The organism is Sutcliffiella horikoshii (assembly GCF_021991925.1).
GTDB lineage: Bacteria > Bacillota > Bacilli > Bacillales > Bacillaceae_I > Sutcliffiella_A > Sutcliffiella_A horikoshii_F.
In genome coordinates this window covers 1-18,320 of record NZ_RXZI01000013.1, presented here as the reverse complement: position 1 = coordinate 18,320, position 18,320 = coordinate 1, and the positions used below count along the sequence as shown (strand labels likewise).

The following is an 18,320-nucleotide window of genomic DNA, read 5'->3' as shown; positions in this document are numbered from 1 at the left end:
CCATGATGGCTAATGTAAATTATACGCATTAGGAGGGGACGAAACGTGTATAAAGGAACGTTGAAACAGATTCTATTAATTACGGATGGATGCTCAAATTCAGGGGACGACCCAATTGCCATGGCAGCCCTTGCAAAGGAGCAGGGAATATCAGTAAACGTAATCGGTGTGATGGATGAGGATACGATAGATGAAAGAGGGATGCAAGAGATAGAGGGGATCGCGATGTCTGGTGGTGGAGTCAGCCAGATTGTGTATGCCAAGAACTTATCTCAGACAGTCCAGATGGTGACCAGAAAAGCGATGACCCAAACGTTACAGGGGGTTATTAATAAGGAGCTTCAACAAATCTTGGGATCTGACACTTCCATGGAGGACCTTCCACCGGAAAAACGGGGGGAAGTGATGGAAGTGGTCGATGAACTGGGTGAAACGGTTTCCCTGCAGGTGCTGATTCTAGTCGATACCAGTGCAAGTATGAAGTCCAAGCTTCCAACCGTCAAGGAAGCACTTTTGGATTTGGCACTGAGCTTGAATGCAAGAATCGGTGATAACCAGTTTTCAGCCTTTGTTTTCCCGGGAAAACGACAAGAAGTGGAGAAAATCCTGGATTGGACACCAAAATTGGAATCGCTGTCCAGCATTTTTCCAAAACTATCGACAGGTGGGATCACACCGACCGGTCCTGCTATTCAAGAAGCCATTCCTTATTTTAAAGAAACGCGTAACCTAAGGAGTTTGATTTCCGATGATGAACAATACTATGAAGAATCCGGTAGGTAATCTGCCTCAAGGGAAGACCATTATCGGAAAATGGCATAAAGAAAGCTACACCATTGTCAGAACGCTCGGTTACGGCGCGACGGGGTATGTATATCTTACTAGGAGTTCCAAGGGCTTAGCTGCATTGAAAATAAGTGAAAACAGCATGTCCATCACTTCTGAGGTTAATGTCCTGCGTCATTTTTCGAAGGTCCGAGGGTTCTCCCTGGGGCCTTCTTTGTTAGATGTCGATGATTGGGAGTGGTTGAAGGGAAAACAATCTTACTCATTCTATGTGATGGAATATTTAGAAGGGGAGCCCCTTCTCTCTTTTGTGCAGAAGAGAGGGATGGAGTGGGCCGGTATTCTTACCCTTCAATTACTGACAGATCTTGAAACCCTCCACAAAGAGGGATGGGTGTTCGGGGATTTGAAACCGGATAATTTGATTGTGACGGCAAGCCCTCCAAAGGTCCGCCTTTTGGATGTAGGTGGGACAACCATCAAGGGCCGTGCCATCAAAGAGTTCACAGAATTCTTTGATAGGGGGTATTGGGGGCTTGGTTCGAGAAAGGCAGAAGCCTCTTATGATCTGTTCGCAGTGGCGATGATCATGATCCATATTTGTTACCCAAAACAATTCCAAAAGAGCGGGGAGGGGGGACTTAAACAGCTTGAGGGTCATATTGAAAAGAATAGCTGGTTGAAGAGATATAAGAGAGTCTTGATGCGGGCACTATCCGGTGAATACCAATCTGCAAATGAAATGAAGGACGGAATGCTGGCTATGATGAGCCAACGGACATCAATGACTTCACAGCCTGCGGCGAAGCAGCCGGGAAGTCAACGGGCCAAAGCCAATTCTTCCGTTAGGACAAGCCGAACAGCAAATGCTGGTGGTGGGGCAGCAGTGAAGGCCGCTCCTCGTAAAACGTCAAGCGGTGGTTGGATGGAGACCGCAGTGCTTTTATCTGTCATCCTTGTTGCCTATTTCTTCTATTTATATGGCCAAGTAATGTAGGTTTGAGCGTTTTATGGCTGTGTTTGAGGGTATAAAGCAGTATGGATGTTTTTGGATAAGCATCTATTTTTGCAGGAGAAGATGTCAAATGGTAGGATAAAATAGAAATTATACGCGTAGATTAAAGGAATGGGTACACTGTATGTGGGAAACTGTCTCGACTTTCATAGATAAATATGACTTGCTGCCAAATCATTCCACTGTGGTGGTTGGCGTCAGTGGTGGAGCAGATTCCATGGGTTTGCTTCATTATTTGGATTCTATCAAGGATGCTAAAAGCCTAAAGCTAATAGTAGCGCATGTGGATCATATGTTCCGGGGCATGGAATCGGAAGAAGATATGAGATTTGTCCAAAAGCAATGCGAAGTGAGGAATTTGACTTTTGAAGCTGAACAGATGGATGTGGCAGCCTATCAAATGGAAAAGAAGCTCAGTCTTCAAGTTGCGGCAAGGGAATGTCGATATGATTTTTATGAAAGGGTGATGGATAAACACGATGCAGGGGTGTTGGCACTAGGTCACCATGCAGATGATCAAATCGAAACCATTTTAATGAGGCTTGGAAGAGGCTCATCCATGGCGGGATATGCCGGGATCTTACCTAAACGAGCAGTTGGAAATGGCGTGATCGTTCGTCCGTTTCTATCTATTACGAAGGAAGATATCTTGGAATTCCTAAAGCTCCATGACGTGCCATTCAGGCATGACCCGAGCAATGATAAGGACGACTACCGAAGAAACAGGCTGCGTCATCATGTTCTGCCTCTACTGAAAGAGGAATTTCCAGGTCTTCATGAGAAGTTCCAGGCCTTCAGCGAGCAGGTACAGGAATATGAACAATACATAGAGGCATTAATAGAAAAGGAATGGAATAACGTTATTAGAAGTAAAGCGAAAGATAGAGTGGTATTAAGTAGAAAACCTTTGCTTTTCATGGCTAAACCTTTACAAAGGCGAGGGATTCAACTAATATTAAACTATCTCTATAATAATGAAATTCCTCCATCTCTTTCCTCTATACATATTGATAATTTATTATCCTTATTGGAAAGTGAACACCCTTCTGGAAGGCTACATTTCCCACATGGCTTACAGGTTTTCAGATCCTATAATGAATGCACATTGACATTTGATAAGGATGAATGTGATAAAACCTACAAGCAAATGCTTGAAGTCCCTGGTAATGTGAAGCTGCCAACCGATTTTATGATCACCAGCGAGATTTGGACACAAGATAAACCACGAGATATCAAAGAAAATCAAGCAGTGATCGATTTATCGAAGGTCATCCTTCCACTATATGCGAGAACCCGTCTTGACGGCGATCGAATGAAGCTGAAGGGGACAAACGGCTCCAAAAAAATCAAAAGCATTTTCATTGAAGGTAAAATACCTCTGCAACAACGGGATACTTGGCCTTTGATCGTCGATGCCAACAATGAGATTTTATGGATGCCCATGCTTAAACGTTCCGCTTTTGAAGCAACAGAGGAAACGGTGGGTCCTGTTTTAGTATTAACTTGCAAGGCGAGTCAAAAAGTTTGGGAGGCAACAAAGAAATGAACAAAGATATCGAAAAAGTACTCTTTAGCGAAGAAGAGCTTCAAGTAAAGGTTAGAGAATTAGGTGCACAATTAACAGAGGACTATAGCGATCGTTTTCCTTTGGCCATCGGAGTGTTAAAAGGCGCAATGCCTTTCATGGGTGACCTGATCAAACGTATGGATACATATTTGGAAATGGATTTCATGGACGTATCAAGCTACGGAAACTCCACTGTTTCCTCCGGCGAAGTGAAAATCCTGAAAGACTTGGATACTTCCGTGGAAGGAAGGGACATCCTGATCATTGAGGATATCATCGACAGCGGTTTGACACTAAGCTACCTGGTGGAACTGTTCCGCTACCGCAAAGCAAAATCCATCAAGATCGTTACACTACTTGACAAGCCAAGTGGAAGAAAAGCGGATATCACAGCAGATTATGTTGGGTTTATCGTACCAGATGAGTTCGTGGTAGGATATGGCCTAGATTACGCTGAAAAATATCGTAACCTTCCGTATATCGGAGTATTGAAACCTGAAATTTATTCTAACGTAGAAGAATAAGCTATCCCAATACAGATTCCTTGAATTGGATTAATTTACTATGTTACTATTGGTTTAGTTTGGCTATCGTGGGAGGAGGTAAGGGATGAACAGAATATTTCGTAATACCATCTTTTATTTATTAATATTTTTAGTGGTCATTGGTGTTGTGAGCTTTTTCAATAGCCCCAACACGAGCGAAAAACCGATCACCTATAATACATTCATCCAGCATCTTGAAGAGAATAAGGTGAAGGAATTCACCATTCAACCAACGCGATCTGTCTATGAGGCGCGTGGTACATTGGAAGGTGCTGAAGAAGGAGAGACCTTTGTAACGGTTTTCCCTAACAGTGCCAGTGCACTTGACCGTGTCGAGAGCATCGCGGAAGAGCAAAATATTTCATTGACTGTAGAAAAAGCGGAAGAAACGAGCGGTTGGGTAACCTTCTTTACTTCCATCATTCCTTTTGTCATCATCTTTATTTTATTCTTCTTCTTACTTAATCAAGCACAGGGCGGCGGAAGTCGTGTGATGAACTTTGGTAAAAGTAAGGCGAAGCTGTACAGTGAAGAGAAGAAAAAGGTTAAATTCAAAGACGTTGCCGGTGCAGATGAGGAAAAGCAAGAGCTTGTCGAGGTAGTGGAGTTCTTGAAGGATCCACGTAAATTCTCCGAGCTTGGTGCGCGTATTCCTAAAGGGGTACTCCTTGTGGGACCTCCAGGTACAGGTAAAACGTTACTTGCACGAGCTGTTGCTGGAGAAGCGGGCGTTCCGTTCTTCTCAATCAGTGGTTCTGACTTTGTGGAAATGTTCGTCGGGGTCGGTGCATCCCGTGTGCGTGACCTTTTTGAAAATGCGAAGAAAAATGCTCCATGTATCATTTTCATCGATGAAATTGATGCAGTGGGACGTCAGCGTGGAGCGGGTCTAGGTGGAGGTCACGATGAGCGTGAGCAAACCTTGAATCAATTGCTGGTGGAAATGGACGGTTTCGGAGCGAACGAAGGGATCATCATCGTTGCAGCGACGAACAGACCGGACATTCTGGACCCGGCATTATTGAGACCTGGTCGTTTTGACCGTCAGATTACCGTAGATCGTCCTGATTTAAAAGGCCGTGAAGCAGTACTGAAAGTTCACGCAAGAAATAAACCTATCGATGATAGTATCAATATGAAGACAATTGCGATGCGTACCCCTGGATTCTCAGGGGCCGACCTTGAAAACTTGTTGAACGAAGCGGCACTTGTAGCAGCTAGACAAGATAAAAAGAGCATCGATATGTTGGATATTGATGAAGCAATCGACAGGGTCATTGCCGGACCTGCTAAAAAGAGCAGGGTCATCTCTGAAAAAGAGCGCAATATCGTTGCTTATCATGAAGCGGGTCATACCATAATTGGTGTCGTATTGGATGAAGCGGACACGGTACATAAAGTGACAATCGTACCTCGCGGACAGGCTGGCGGTTATGCTGTCATGCTTCCAAAAGAAGACCGTTACTTCATGACAAAACCAGAGCTCCTGGACAAAATCACCGGTCTTTTAGGTGGACGTGTAGCGGAAGAAATCACATTTGGGGAAGCAAGTACTGGTGCCCATAATGACTTCCAGCGCGCAACAGGAATAGCTCGTAAAATGGTAACCGAATACGGAATGAGCGAAAAGCTTGGACCGCTTCAATTCGGTCAAGCTTCAGGGGGGCAAGTCTTCCTTGGGCGTGATATCCAAAATGAGCAAAACTACAGTGATGCAATTGCACACGAAATTGATATGGAGATTCAGCGCTTCATCAAGGAGTGCTATGAGAGAGCCAAGCAGATCCTTACGGAAAACCGTGATAAGCTGGAGCTTGTAGCTCAAACTCTATTAGAGGTTGAAACACTTGATGCCGATCAGATCAGACATCTATATGACAAAGGGAAGCTTCCAGAACTTCCTGTAAAAGCTGACGGAGCCGAAGATGTAAAAGTGAACATCAACTCTAAAAAAGATGCGGACAAAACAGAATCGACAGACGAGAAAAAACCTGAATAAGCAAAAGGTGCCTGGAGTAACACTCGGGCACCTTTTTTATGTGATTTTGGGGTTTGTGTTTCAAACTTGCATTAATAGAATAATTAATGTTCTAATAGTTTCGAGCTGTTGATTGGAGCAAAAGACGAAGACTCCTCGAAAATGCTACGCATCTTCTTCGTGCGATGTTTCGCTGTCGATGCCTTCCTTGTCCTGAGGGAGATAGCGCTAGGTGGAGACCCCGCAGGCTTGCCGAGGAGGCTCTCGTCAGCCCCTAGGAAAGCGAAGCCATTTCCGGAGATCAACAGCAGTCGTTAACGTAATCAGTAGAATCTTGTCGAATCATGATTTCCCAAGGAATAATTATTTCTATTGGGTTTGTTAGGTTACCATATAGTATAATGAAACTAATTTTAAAGCATGGTGGGGGATATAGATGTTATTTGTGTTGGATGTTGGAAACACCAATACCGTAATTGGTGTATATGAAGGAGAAGAACTGAAGCATCACTGGCGTGTAGAAACCAGTCGAAATAAGACAGAAGACGAATTCGGAATGATTTTTAAATCGCTTCTTGAACATGTGGGCTTGAGCTTCAAAGACTTTGAAGGGATCATCATCTCTTCCGTTGTACCGCCAATCATGTTCTCCCTAGAGAGAATGTGCCAAAAATATTTTCATTTGAAACCGCTGATTGTCGGACCTGGGATCAAAACAGGTCTAAACATAAAGTATGAAAACCCGAGAGAAGTGGGGGCAGATAGAATCGTCAACGCTGTTGCGGGTATCCATTTATACGGAAGTCCGTTGGTGATCGTGGATTTCGGTACTGCCACCACTTATTGCTATATCAATGAACACAAGCAATACATGGGGGGAGCAATTGCTCCTGGGATCAGCATTTCCACAGAAGCCCTTTATTCGAGGGCATCAAAGCTCCCAAGAATCGAAATAGCACGACCTGATGATGTTATCGGCAAGAATACCGTGAGTGCGATGCAGGCAGGAATCCTTTTTGGGTATGTTGGGCAGGTTGAGGGCATCGTAAATCGTATGAAGAAGCAAAGTGACGTGACTCCAAAGGTTATCGCAACAGGAGGACTTGCTGCACTTATTGGAAATGAATCAGATGTCATTGATATTGTCGATCCTTTCTTGACGTTAAAAGGGTTGCATTTGATTTACATGAAAAATACTAAAGAAGATTGAACTTTGAAAGGAGCAAACTAACATGTCAGACTACCTCGTAAAAGCGTTGGCTTTTGAAGGACAAGTTCGTGCATATGGAATCAGAACAACAGATACTGTGGGAGAGGCACAAAAGCGCCACCAGACATGGCCTACCGCTTCCGCTGCATTGGGACGTGCCATGACCGCTTCCGTCATGCTCGGCGCCATGCTGAAAGGCGAAAATAAACTAACCGTAAAAATAGATGGTGGTGGACCGATCGGGGCGATCCTTGTCGATAGCAATGCCAAAGGACAGGTGCGAGGGTATGTAACCAATCCGCAAACACACTTTGACTTGAACCAGCACGGCAAGCTCGATGTGGCACGTGCAGTTGGAACAAATGGAACCCTTTCTGTCGTAAAGGACCTGGGATTAAGGGAACACTTCTCCGGTCAGACCGAACTTATATCAGGAGAGCTTGGTGAGGATTTCACTTACTACCTCGTGTCGTCCGAACAGGTTCCCTCTGCAGTGGGAGTTGGTGTCCTTGTTAATCCGGACAACACGATTCTTGCTGCGGGCGGTTTTATTATCCAGCTTTTACCCGGAACTTCAGAAGAAACCATTACAGTCATTGAAGAAAAAATAAATAATATGACTCCTGTTTCCAAGTTGATTGAAAAAGGCTTGACCCCAGAGGAGCTTTTAACGGAAATCCTTGGAGAAGGCAATGTTAAATTCCTGGAAACCATGCCGATTGAGTTCAAGTGTACTTGCTCCAAGGAGCGCTTTGAGCAGGCTATCATTTCCTTGGGAGAAAAGGATATTACGGAAATCATCGAGGAAGACGGTCAGGCGGAGACGCACTGTCATTTTTGTAATGCAAAGTACCTTTTCAGTAGAGAGGAACTTGAAGCGATGAAGGAGCAAGTAAAAGGCTAGGGGGCACATATGAACCAAAAGCGGAGATTAAAGCAAAAGTGGGTATGGAATATCATTTTTGGTCTTGTGATTATAAATTGCCTCACATTAGCTGTGGTGGTTAAACAAAGCTTCTCTCTAAAAGAAGCGGCAGACGCAAGCGCGTTTGTCAATGGGCAGGCGAACATTGTCGCAACGGTTGGGGATACCGTCATTACAAGAAAAGATATGCTACAAGAGCTTGAAGGAATGTACGGGCAGGAAATGCTTACGAAAATGATCAATAAAGAAGTGGTCAAACAGATCGCGGAAAAATACAAGGTTACCGTTTCCGAGCAGTCCGTGGATCGTGAATGGAAAATGATTAAAACGATGTATAGCAGGTCTCCTTTGCATGCTAATTCCTCCGAGGAACTGGTCAAGGAACAAATCCGATCCAGCTTATTGCTAGAAGAGTTACTTGTAAAGGATGTGGCCATTCCCGAGTCGGAGCTTGAAAGCTTTTACCAAGAGAACAATCAGCTCTATACAATAGAGGATGCCTTTCATCTTTCCCATATTCTTTTAGAGACCAAGGAAGAGGCGGACACAGTAGTAAAGGAACTAGAAGATGGATCGAATTTCACCTCTCTTGCGATGGAAGTGTCGACGGATGAATTGACGGCAAATCAAGGGGGAGACTTAGGTTTTCTTACACATGAATCTCAAGTCTATCCACCTGCCTATCTGACAGAGGCTGCGAAGTTGAAGGAGAAATCGTGGAGTGAACCCATTTCATTGGACGGAAAGTATGCGGTCATCTATCTTCATGAAAAGATGGATGGAGTCACTTATTCTTTTGAAGAGGTAAAAGATCAAATTCGTAGACAACTGGCACTGGAACAAATGGACGGATCGGTGGATGCCTCCATTTTCTGGGACGAGGTCGGGGTGGAATGGAACCTTCCCACTGCGCAATAGGTCGAACCAAATAAATTGACAATTCAGATTTAATGGTGTTAAATGGGATTAATCCGACAAAAACACTAAGTTTTAAAGGCAGGGGGAAAGATAATGGTACGAGTAGCAAATTCTATTGATGAGTTAGTCGGGAAGACTCCCGTCGTAAAGCTGAATCGAATTGTAGAAGAAGACATGGCTGATGTGTATCTGAAGCTTGAATTCATGAACCCGGGAAGCAGTGTGAAAGATCGTATTGCGCTGGCGATGATTGATGCTGCGATGGAAGAAGGGAAATTGAAAGAAGGCGACACGATTATCGAACCGACAAGTGGGAACACCGGCATTGGCCTTGCGATGATCGCGGCAGCAAAAGGATTGAAGGCCATCCTGGTTATGCCTGAAACCATGAGTCTGGAAAGAAGGAACCTTCTTCGAGCATATGGAGCGGAACTGGTACTGACACCTGGACCTGAAGGAATGGGTGGGGCAATCCGTAAAGCGGAAGAGCTTGCAAAAGAGAAAAGTCTGTTCATGCCACAGCAGTTTAATAATCCTGCAAACCCTGACATCCATAAGAGAACAACAGGTAAAGAGATTGTAGAACAGTTTGGTGATGGGCTGGATGCTTTTGTATCTGGTATTGGAACAGGCGGTACGATTACAGGTGCAGGAGAAGTCTTGAAAGAAAACTTTCCTGACATTAAAATTGTAGCAGTTGAGCCAGCCGACTCTCCGGTACTTTCCGGTGGGAAGCCGGGCCCGCATAAGATACAAGGAATTGGTGCCGGCTTTGTTCCATCGATCTTGGACACAAAAATCTATGATCAGGTCATCACTGTGAAAAATGAAGAGGCGTTTGAGTATGCACGACTTGCGGCGAAGCAGGAAGGGATACTTGGCGGTATTTCATCAGGAGCTGCCATTTCGGCTGCGTTGCAAGTAGCGAAGGAGCTTGGAAAAGGTAAAAAGGTCCTCGCTGTCATTCCAAGTAACGGGGAACGCTATTTGAGTACACCATTATATCAATTTGAAGAATAGGTTATCTTAAAGGGAAACAGTCTGTGGAGCTGTTTCCCTTTTTCTATAGACGATAGTTATATCTGTTAAACACCGCTGGTAATTTCCGCACTGGGCTTCGCGGAAAGCGAACACCTGGAACGTAAATCTACAGGTGTCAAAGGAGCAACCAATGCTGTGCATCCATTCCAAAAAATCAATCTGTTTTTTATCGTGCATCCCTACATAAATTTCATGTAATATAAGGGTAGTATGCAATTTAGGAGCGTGACAGCAAGAATGCAAAAAGTGCCTGTAGGTCTTAAGATAAAGTTAGAAGAAAATAAATGGTTTGCCAGGTATAAAACACTTGCCAAGGACAAGCCGTACCATGTTCTGTTGGAGAGCGGACGCGGGGGCAGATACCATATTATCGGACTGGATCCTGTGGCGTCCGTCCATGGTAAAGGCGAAGGACTGCAAATAGATTACCTGGATGGGAAAAAAGAAAAGAGAAGCGGAAATCCTCTACTGCTATTGCAGGAAGTCATTTCTGAACGATCTATTGGGAAGGTGCCGGGGTTCCCGGATTTTACAGGAGGGGCAATCGGTTATTTAACATATGATTGTGTACGTTATATCGAGCGGCTTCCGGAAACCGCGGATGATGATCTGGGATTGCCTGATTTGTATTTCTTGCTATTTGACGATGTGTTCGTTTATGACAAAGAAGAGAAGGTACTCTTTTTAATCACCTATTCACCTGAAGGAGAGGAAGAGTCGGCGAAGAAACTTCTAGAGCGATATCGCAAGCAATGGGAAGGACAAAGCGTAGAAACTATCTATCCATACAATGCGGAAAAACAAGCCGTGTCAGAAAGAGAAGTTTCTTTTACAGAAGAAGATTTTATGAAAGCTGTTAAGAAAGTGCAGTCCTATATTGCACAGGGAGATGTTTTCCAAGTGAATCTTTCGGTCAGGCAGGCGGAACCCCTGAAAACCCACCCAATGGAAATTTATACGGCACTCAGAAAAATCAACCCTTCCCCATATATGGGGTACCTGCAGTTCCCGGAATTCCAGCTTGTCAGCGGGTCCCCGGAACTTTTAGTCAAGAAAAAGGGCGATATCGTAAGTACGCGTCCAATCGCAGGGACAAGGTCCCGTGGTATGACAGATGAAGAGGACCGTCAGCTTGCTCAAGAGTTGATCGACAATGAAAAAGAGCGAGCAGAACATGTGATGCTGGTGGACCTGGAGCGGAATGACCTGGGCCGGGTCTGCGAGTACGGCACGGTGGAAGTGAATGAGTTCATGGCCATCGAAAAGTATTCCCATGTGATGCATATCGTCTCGAACGTCCAAGGGGTGTTGGCGGAAAACAAAAGTATTTCCGATATTATTGAAGCGACTTTCCCGGGCGGTACGATCACCGGCGCGCCAAAGGTAAGGACGATGGAAATCATTGAAGAGCTTGAGCCGGTTAGACGTTCTGTATATACTGGTTCCATAGGGTGGATCGGTTATGATGGAGAAATGGAACTGAACATATCCATCAGGACGATGATTGCCAAAGAAGGCATGGCCTATGTGCAGGCTGGTGCCGGGGTGGTCATTGATTCGGTGCCGAGGCGGGAATACAAGGAATCCTTGAAAAAGGCCGCGGCCCTATGGAAAGCAAAAGAGCTGAGTGAAGAAGAGCAAAAAAAACGAGCAGAGGTGAGAGCATGATATTGATGATTGATAACTATGATTCTTTTACGTACAACTTGGTTCAATATTTAGGGGAGCTTGGAGAGGAACTGGTGGTAAAGCGAAACGATGAAATTACCATTGAGGAAATAGAAGCACTAAACCCTGAATTTTTAATGATATCCCCTGGCCCTTGTTCTCCGAATGAGGCAGGAATCAGTTTAGAAGTGATCAGGCATTTTGCCGGGAAGAAACCGATCTTTGGCGTATGCCTTGGACATCAGTCCATTGCCCAAGTATTCGGAGGCGATGTGGTGCAGGCGGAAAGGCTGATGCACGGGAAAACTTCTGAGATGCACCATAATGAGAAAACGATATTTAAAACCTTGGCGAATCCTTTCGTGGCAACAAGGTACCATTCCTTGATTGTGAAAAAGGAAACATTGCCGGATTGCTTTGAAATTACGGCATGGACGGATCAGGACGAAATCATGGCTATCCGCCATAAGGAGCTTCCGATCGAAGGGGTGCAATTCCACCCGGAATCCATCATGACATCGGTAGGGAAAGAGTTGCTCCGAAACTTTATCGATACCTACTCCACGAAAAAGGTGTAAGTATGATTGTCTATAAGGATGGAAACTGGCAGCCGATAGAGCAAACGAGCGTCTCCGTCATGGACCACGGTTTTCTCTATGGGGTGGGGCTGTTTGAAACATTCCGTACGTATAATGGTGTGCCATTTTTATTTCATGATCACCTGAGTCGTTTGAGAAAGGGGCTCGAATCCGTCTATATCGATTGGCAGGAATCAAACGAGCACCTAGAGGAACTGGTGACGGAAGCTCTTAAGAAGAATGAGTTGACAGATGGCGTGATTCGTCTGAATGTCACAGCAGGCATCAGCAACTGGGGTCTTCCGGTTGATACCTACGATGCCCCGTCCCTGCTTTTGTTTACCAGGCCCGTTCCGCAAATGGCAACAAAAAGCAAGGATGCGGTGTTCTTGGAACTGAGGCGTAACACCCCGGAAGGTGAGACCCGGTTGAAATCGCATCACTACTTGAATAATCTTTTAGGCAAAAGGGAGCTCGGAGCGAGAACCGATGTAGAAGGAATATTCCTGACTGGGGAAGGGTATGTGGCAGAGGGTCTTGTCTCCAATATCTTCTGGATAAAAGGGGACACCCTCTATACCCCAAGCATCTCGACTGGTATTTTGAACGGGGTAACAAGGAAATTCATTCTGCACCTAAGCGGGCTTATAGGACTAGATGTGAATGAAGGCATGTTCACCCCTGAAGAGCTTCTTCAAGGGGATGAGGTCTTCATCACAAACTCCACCCAGGAAATAATTCCGGTGGCCCAGTTGGATGCCAAAGTATTTCCTGAGCGGGAATCTTCCTGGCTCACCTGTCTGAGAAATCTATATACTAAAAGTACAGAACGACAACTCTTGTCCTATCAACAAGTAAAGAAGGTTGAAGTGAATAATGGGAAATACGAACTTATATCAGACTAAACTGACATGCGGACCATATGAACTGCCGCTAGGGCAAAAAACCTTGATCATGGGGATCTTGAATGCCACGCCAGATTCTTTTTCGGATGGCGGAAAGTACAACGGGGTGGAGAGGGCTATTATGCGTGCCAGGGAATTGGTGGCGCATGGCGCGGATATCCTTGATATCGGCGGGGAATCGACAAGGCCCGGAGCGGAGAAGGTGACTCTTGAGATGGAGCTAGAGCGGGTTATTCCCGTCATCCAGGCCATCTCAAAAGAGGTGCAGGTGCCAATCTCCATCGACACCTATAAGGCAGAAGTGGCGAAGCAGGCAATAGAAGCCGGTGCCCACATCATCAATGATGTCTGGGGGGCAAAGGCGGACCCCGACATGCCCGCTGTTGCAGCAAAGTTTCAAGTACCGATCATCCTCATGCAAAACAGAAAAGAGCGGGACTATCAGCAATTAATCCCGGATATGATCAGTGACCTGTTTGAGAGCATCACCTTGGTCAAGCGTGCCGGCGTGAAGGACGAGAACATCATCCTTGATCCCGGGATAGGATTTGCCAAAACGTTTGAAGATAACTTGAAAGTGATGCAGCAACTCGAGCACTTCCATACACTCGGATACCCGCTGCTCCTTGGCACCTCGAGGAAAAGGTTCATCGGTCATGTCTTAGATCTTCCGGCCGAGGAAAGAATGGAAGGGACAGGTGCCACCGTGTGCCTTGGCATACAAAAAGGCTGCCAGATCGTCCGTGTGCACGATGTGAAAGAGATTGCACGTATGGCAAAAATGATGGATGCCATGCTGACAGAGGGAGGGCTTTCCTATCGATAAAATATATGTGAACCAGATGAAGTTTTACGGTTACCATGGGGTATTTCCAGAAGAAACAAAACTTGGACAACGTTTTATGATCGACTTGACGGTAGAATTGGATCTTTCCAAAGCAGGTAAATCTGATGACCTTACACAATCCGTCAACTACGCGGATCTTTATAATACGTGTAAAAAAGTAGTTGAGGGTGAAACCCATAAGCTGGTGGAAACCGTGGCTGAGCGGGTGGCAGAGGAAATCCTTGCTTCCTTTGGACTGATAGAACGTTGTACGGTCAAAGCGATCAAGCCAGACCCGCCTATTCCGGGACACTATGATTCGGTTGCGGTGGAGATTACAAGGGGCCGCGTGTGATGAATACAGCATATATTGCACTGGGGTCCAATCAAGGGGACCGGTCCGGGTACCTTTGTAAAGCAGTGGAGGAGATCGGTCGTCACGAACAAATCACAGTCGAGAAAGAATCTTCCATCTATGAAACAGATCCTGTCGGCTTCACCGAACAGGATAGATTTTTAAATATGGTAATTAAAGTAAAAACGCGGTTAGCACCTGTTGATCTATTAAAGGTGTTACAAGGTTTTGAGCATTTTTTTGGCCGAGAGAGAGTGATTCGTTGGGGGCCGCGAACTTTAGACCTTGACATTTTATTGTATAACCAAGAAAATATTGAAACAGAAGAGCTTATTGTCCCTCATCCGAGAATGTGGGAAAGGGCTTTTGTTTTTATTCCTTTAATGGAGATCGCGGAAAGTAAAGAGCTGCCCGTAGAAATAAATAGAAAAGAACTTCTTGCAAGACAAGATAGAGAAGGGGTACATGTATGGAAGCCGAAAAGTGGGGGAGACGTATCCGAGCTTACCGAAAGCTAAAAGGATATACTCAAGAATCGTTTGCGAAGAATCTTCATATATCGGTCTCTGTGTTAGGAGAGGTTGAACGGGGAAACCGCGTTCCTTCAGAGGACCTGGTTCAGTCGATTGCACAAGAACTGAACATTACGGTGGAGGAACTACAACCACCAGAATTAAGAAGAGAGGAGGTCAATAACTGATGTTGAAAATTGGTGATATCACCATGAAAAACCAAGTGGTCTTGGCACCGATGGCCGGCGTGTGTAATGCAGCATTCCGCCTGACGGTCAAAGAATTTGGGGCGGGCCTCGTGTGTGCCGAGATGGTAAGTGACAAGGCCATCCTTTATAAAAATGCCAAAACGATGGGCATGCTCTATATCGACGAGCGTGAAAAGCCACTGAGCCTGCAAATCTTTGGCGGCGAAAAAGATACGCTTGTAGAAGCGGCGAAGTTTGTGGACAAAAACACGACTGCAGACATCATCGATATTAATATGGGATGCCCGGTGCCAAAGATCGTCAAGTGTGACGCAGGCGCAAGATGGCTGCTAGATCCCAACAAAATCTATGAGATGGTATCAGCGGTGGTGGATGCAGTCGATAAGCCCGTTACCGTAAAAATGCGTACCGGCTGGGATGATGAACATATCTATGCAATCGAGAACGCCCGTGCCGTTGAGCGTGCCGGCGGTCAAGCGGTAGCGGTCCACGGTCGCACAAGAGTTCAAATGTATGAAGGACATGCAGATTGGGACATCATCAAGCAGGTAAAAGAGTCCGTGAACATCCCGGTCATCGGAAATGGTGATGTTCAAACTCCCCAAGATGCTAAAAGAATGCTAGAGGAAACGGGAGTCGACGGTGTCATGATTGGTCGCGCGGCCCTCGGAAATCCATGGATGATCTACAGCACTGTACAATACCTGGAGACAGGTAAATTGGTCGGTGAACCATCTGTTCGTGAAAAAATGGATGTCTGTAAGCTGCACCTCGATCGACTTATTGACCTTAAAGGAGAAAATGTGGCAGTACGTGAAATGCGTAAACATGCTGCATGGTACCTTAAAGGCATCCGGGGTAATGCAAAAGTCCGCAATTCCGTCAATGAATGTAACACCCGTCTCGATCTAGTAAGCCTGATCGACAACCTTGTGGAAGAGTCGGAACAAAAAGAAGCTATGAGTTCACAGGCGATCTAAAGATTAGTACGGCTATTGTACCCCTCTGAACATATAGGAACTGCCAGTAAGTTGTTACTGGCAGTTTTAGCTTTATTTATAGTTGGAAAGTCTATATGATAGATAAAAGAAAAGGCTACATAATTAAGTAGATAAATTTCTAGTTGGAGTTGAATAGAATGAGTCAAGAAGAATTGAACTTGAATGACCAGTTGATGGTTAGGAGAGAAAAGCTACAAAAACACCGTGACAAAGGATTAGATCCTTTCGGTTCCCGCTTTGAGCGTACTAATGATTCCAAAGAACTGATCAATCAGTACGGGGAAATCGAAAAGGAACAATTGGACGAGCAGGAAATTGCCGTTACACTCGCTGGCCGTATCATGACAAAACGTGGCAAAGGGAAAGCGGGCTTTGCGCATATCCAGGACCTAAAAGGCCAAATCCAATTATATGTCCGTAAAGATGCTGTAGGAGAAGAGGCATACGAAATCTTCAACTCAGCGGATATCGGGGACATTGTCGGAGTAACAGGCTTTGTTTTCAAAACCAAAGTGGGAGAACTTTCTATCAAAGCGACTTCCTTTGAGTTGTTAACAAAAGCGCTGCGTCCCCTTCCCGAAAAGTACCATGGCCTTAAAGACGTCGAGCAACGCTACCGTCAACGTTATCTGGACCTGATCACAAACCCAGAAAGCAGGGAAACATTCATTGCACGTTCTAAGATCATCCAAGCAATGCGCCGCTACCTGGACGACCACGGCTACTTGGAAGTAGAAACACCAATGATGCATTCCATCGCAGGAGGAGCATCCGCCCGCCCGTTCATCACGCATCACAATACTCTGGACATGACATTGTACATGCGTATTGCGATTGAGCTTCACTTGAAGCGTCTGATCGTCGGCGGACTGGAGAAAGTCTATGAAATCGGACGTGTCTTCCGTAACGAAGGCGTATCCACTAGACATAACCCTGAATTCACCATGATTGAATTATATGAAGCCTACGCTGACTATAAGGACATCATGAGCCTTACAGAAAACCTCGTAGCTCATATTGCGAAAGAAGTATTGGGCAGCACAAAGGTTCAATATGCAGATAGTGAAATTGATTTGACTCCAGAGTGGAAGCGACTGCACATGGTAGATGCCGTTAAAGAGGCAACAGGTGTAGACTTCTGGCAGCAGATGACAGATGAAGAAGCGCGTGCCCTTGCAAAAGAACACGGAATCCAAATCACAGAGCATATGCAATTCGGTCATATCCTAAACGAATTCTTTGAACAGAAAGTGGAAGAGACGTTAATTCAACCTACCTTCATTTATGGGCATCCGGTAGAGATCTCCCCACTTGCCAAGAAAAACGCAGAAGATCCACGCTTCACGGATCGGTTTGAATTATTCATTGTAGGCCGTGAGCATGCAAATGCATTTACAGAGCTTAATGACCCAATCGATCAAAAAGAGCGTTTCGAAGCACAGCTTAAAGAAAAAGAGCAAGGCAACGACGAAGCACACGAAATGGATCATGACTTCATTGAGGCATTAGAATACGGTATGCCGCCAACAGGTGGACTTGGTATCGGTATCGATCGCCTTGTTATGTTGCTGACAAATTCTCCTTCTATTAGAGACGTGCTGTTGTTCCCGCAAATGAGACACCGTTAATTCTATCTAGTAGCGCCGCCCATCTATTAAAGAAGGGCGGCGTTTTTAATTAGGTTTTGAACTATTCCCTTTGATAGTTGAGAGTAGGTGATCCAAATGAAAACCAGCACTGAATAATAAGACTATTACAACATTATCATTTTAAGAAAATAATCGAAAAAACCTATTGCCTTTGTATTCTAGCGATGGTATATTAATATTCGTTGTCACAAACGACATCACTTCTTCGAAAAAAAGAAATGAAAAAAGTTGTTGACACAAAAAGATAGATTTGGTAAGATAATAAAGTCGCCTTGAGAGAGACGACAGAGTAAATGATCTTTGAAAACTAAACAAAACAACAGCGTCATAACGTCGGTTCTACGGAACGCGACAAAATGATTTTAAGTAAGACAAGCTAGCAAATTTTGAGCAAAAGCTCAGACTCTTTATTGGAGAGTTTGATCCTGGCTCAGGACGAACGCTGGCGGCGTGCCTAATACATGCAAGTCGAGCGGACCTTTTAAAAGCTTGCTTTTGAAAGGTCAGCGGCGGACGGGTGAGTAACACGTGGGCAACCTGCCTGTAAGACTGGGATAACTTCGGGAAACCGGAGCTAATACCGGATAATATAAGGAACCTCCTGGTTCTTTATTGAAAGATGGTTTCGGCTA

The 18,320-nt window shown here is 45.1% G+C and carries 18 protein-coding genes and 1 rRNA gene; all 19 read left to right on the top strand.

Features of this window, described 5'->3' with window-relative positions:
* Positions 1 to 45 precede the first annotated feature (45 nt).
* A complete protein-coding gene (locus EKQ44_RS20310) occupies positions 46 to 783 on the top strand; it encodes a vWA domain-containing protein (protein WP_237665349.1) in 738 nt (245 codons plus the stop codon).
* A complete protein-coding gene (locus tag EKQ44_RS20305; RefSeq protein WP_237665348.1) occupies positions 749 to 1,783 on the top strand; it encodes a serine/threonine-protein kinase in 1,035 nt (344 codons plus the stop codon). The genes EKQ44_RS20310 and EKQ44_RS20305 overlap by 35 nt, the downstream gene beginning before the upstream one ends.
* A gap of 142 nt (positions 1,784 to 1,925) precedes the next feature.
* Positions 1,926 to 3,347: a tRNA lysidine(34) synthetase TilS gene (tilS, locus tag EKQ44_RS20300; protein ID WP_237665347.1), complete on the top strand. Its 1,422-nt coding sequence runs from the start codon at positions 1,926 to 1,928 to the stop codon at positions 3,345 to 3,347.
* On the top strand, positions 3,344 to 3,892 hold the full coding sequence (gene hpt, locus EKQ44_RS20295) for a hypoxanthine phosphoribosyltransferase (protein WP_010191424.1): 549 nt from the start codon (positions 3,344 to 3,346) through the stop codon (positions 3,890 to 3,892). Before tilS ends, hpt begins: the two co-directional genes overlap by 4 nt.
* 85 nt (positions 3,893 to 3,977) lie before the next feature.
* A complete protein-coding gene (gene ftsH, locus EKQ44_RS20290; protein WP_237665346.1) occupies positions 3,978 to 5,912 on the top strand; it encodes an ATP-dependent zinc metalloprotease FtsH in 1,935 nt (644 codons plus the stop codon).
* Between the two features lie 415 nt (positions 5,913 to 6,327).
* Positions 6,328 to 7,101, top strand: coding sequence for a type III pantothenate kinase (locus tag EKQ44_RS20285; protein ID WP_047972396.1), 774 nt, complete (start codon positions 6,328 to 6,330; stop codon positions 7,099 to 7,101).
* Positions 7,102 to 7,123: 22 nt separating this feature from the next.
* Positions 7,124 to 8,005: an Hsp33 family molecular chaperone HslO gene (gene hslO / locus EKQ44_RS20280; RefSeq protein WP_237665345.1), complete on the top strand. Its 882-nt coding sequence runs from the start codon at positions 7,124 to 7,126 to the stop codon at positions 8,003 to 8,005.
* A 9-nt stretch (positions 8,006 to 8,014) separates the two neighbouring features.
* Positions 8,015 to 8,944, top strand: a complete 930-nt coding sequence (locus EKQ44_RS20275; RefSeq protein ID WP_237665344.1) for a peptidyl-prolyl cis-trans isomerase — start codon at positions 8,015 to 8,017, stop codon at positions 8,942 to 8,944.
* Positions 8,945 to 9,037: 93 nt separating this feature from the next.
* Complete coding sequence (cysK, locus tag EKQ44_RS20270) at positions 9,038 to 9,964, top strand: cysteine synthase A (RefSeq protein WP_237665343.1); 927 nt, start codon at positions 9,038 to 9,040, stop codon at positions 9,962 to 9,964.
* 258 nt (positions 9,965 to 10,222) lie between these two features.
* Complete coding sequence (locus EKQ44_RS20265) at positions 10,223 to 11,653, top strand: anthranilate synthase component I family protein (RefSeq protein ID WP_237665381.1); 1,431 nt, start codon at positions 10,223 to 10,225, stop codon at positions 11,651 to 11,653.
* A complete protein-coding gene (gene pabA, locus EKQ44_RS20260; RefSeq protein ID WP_237665342.1) occupies positions 11,650 to 12,231 on the top strand; it encodes an aminodeoxychorismate/anthranilate synthase component II in 582 nt (193 codons plus the stop codon). The genes EKQ44_RS20265 and pabA overlap by 4 nt, the downstream gene beginning before the upstream one ends.
* A gap of 2 nt (positions 12,232 to 12,233) precedes the next feature.
* Positions 12,234 to 13,136: an aminodeoxychorismate lyase gene (pabC, locus tag EKQ44_RS20255; RefSeq protein ID WP_237665341.1), complete on the top strand. Its 903-nt coding sequence runs from the start codon at positions 12,234 to 12,236 to the stop codon at positions 13,134 to 13,136.
* Positions 13,108 to 13,962: a dihydropteroate synthase gene (gene folP / locus EKQ44_RS20250; RefSeq protein ID WP_237665340.1), complete on the top strand. Its 855-nt coding sequence runs from the start codon at positions 13,108 to 13,110 to the stop codon at positions 13,960 to 13,962. The genes pabC and folP overlap by 29 nt, the downstream gene beginning before the upstream one ends.
* The gene (folB, locus tag EKQ44_RS20245) at positions 13,955 to 14,317 is read left to right on the top strand and encodes a dihydroneopterin aldolase (protein WP_237665380.1); all 363 of its coding nucleotides are present in this window, start codon (positions 13,955 to 13,957) and stop codon (positions 14,315 to 14,317) included. The genes folP and folB overlap by 8 nt, the downstream gene beginning before the upstream one ends.
* Positions 14,314 to 14,835: a 2-amino-4-hydroxy-6-hydroxymethyldihydropteridine diphosphokinase gene (gene folK, locus EKQ44_RS20240; protein ID WP_237665339.1), complete on the top strand. Its 522-nt coding sequence runs from the start codon at positions 14,314 to 14,316 to the stop codon at positions 14,833 to 14,835. The genes folB and folK overlap by 4 nt, the downstream gene beginning before the upstream one ends.
* Positions 14,787 to 15,017 (top strand): helix-turn-helix domain-containing protein, encoded by a 231-nt coding sequence (locus EKQ44_RS20235; RefSeq protein WP_237665338.1) that lies wholly within the window; start codon positions 14,787 to 14,789, stop codon positions 15,015 to 15,017. Before folK ends, EKQ44_RS20235 begins: the two co-directional genes overlap by 49 nt.
* Positions 15,017 to 16,018 (top strand): tRNA dihydrouridine synthase DusB, encoded by a 1,002-nt coding sequence (gene dusB / locus EKQ44_RS20230; RefSeq protein WP_237665337.1) that lies wholly within the window; start codon positions 15,017 to 15,019, stop codon positions 16,016 to 16,018. Before EKQ44_RS20235 ends, dusB begins: the two co-directional genes overlap by 1 nt.
* A gap of 158 nt (positions 16,019 to 16,176) precedes the next feature.
* Positions 16,177 to 17,667 (top strand): lysine--tRNA ligase, encoded by a 1,491-nt coding sequence (gene lysS, locus EKQ44_RS20225; protein ID WP_237665336.1) that lies wholly within the window; start codon positions 16,177 to 16,179, stop codon positions 17,665 to 17,667.
* Positions 17,668 to 18,095: 428 nt separating this feature from the next.
* Positions 18,096 to 18,320 (top strand): 16S ribosomal RNA (locus tag EKQ44_RS20220); the annotation flags it as partial.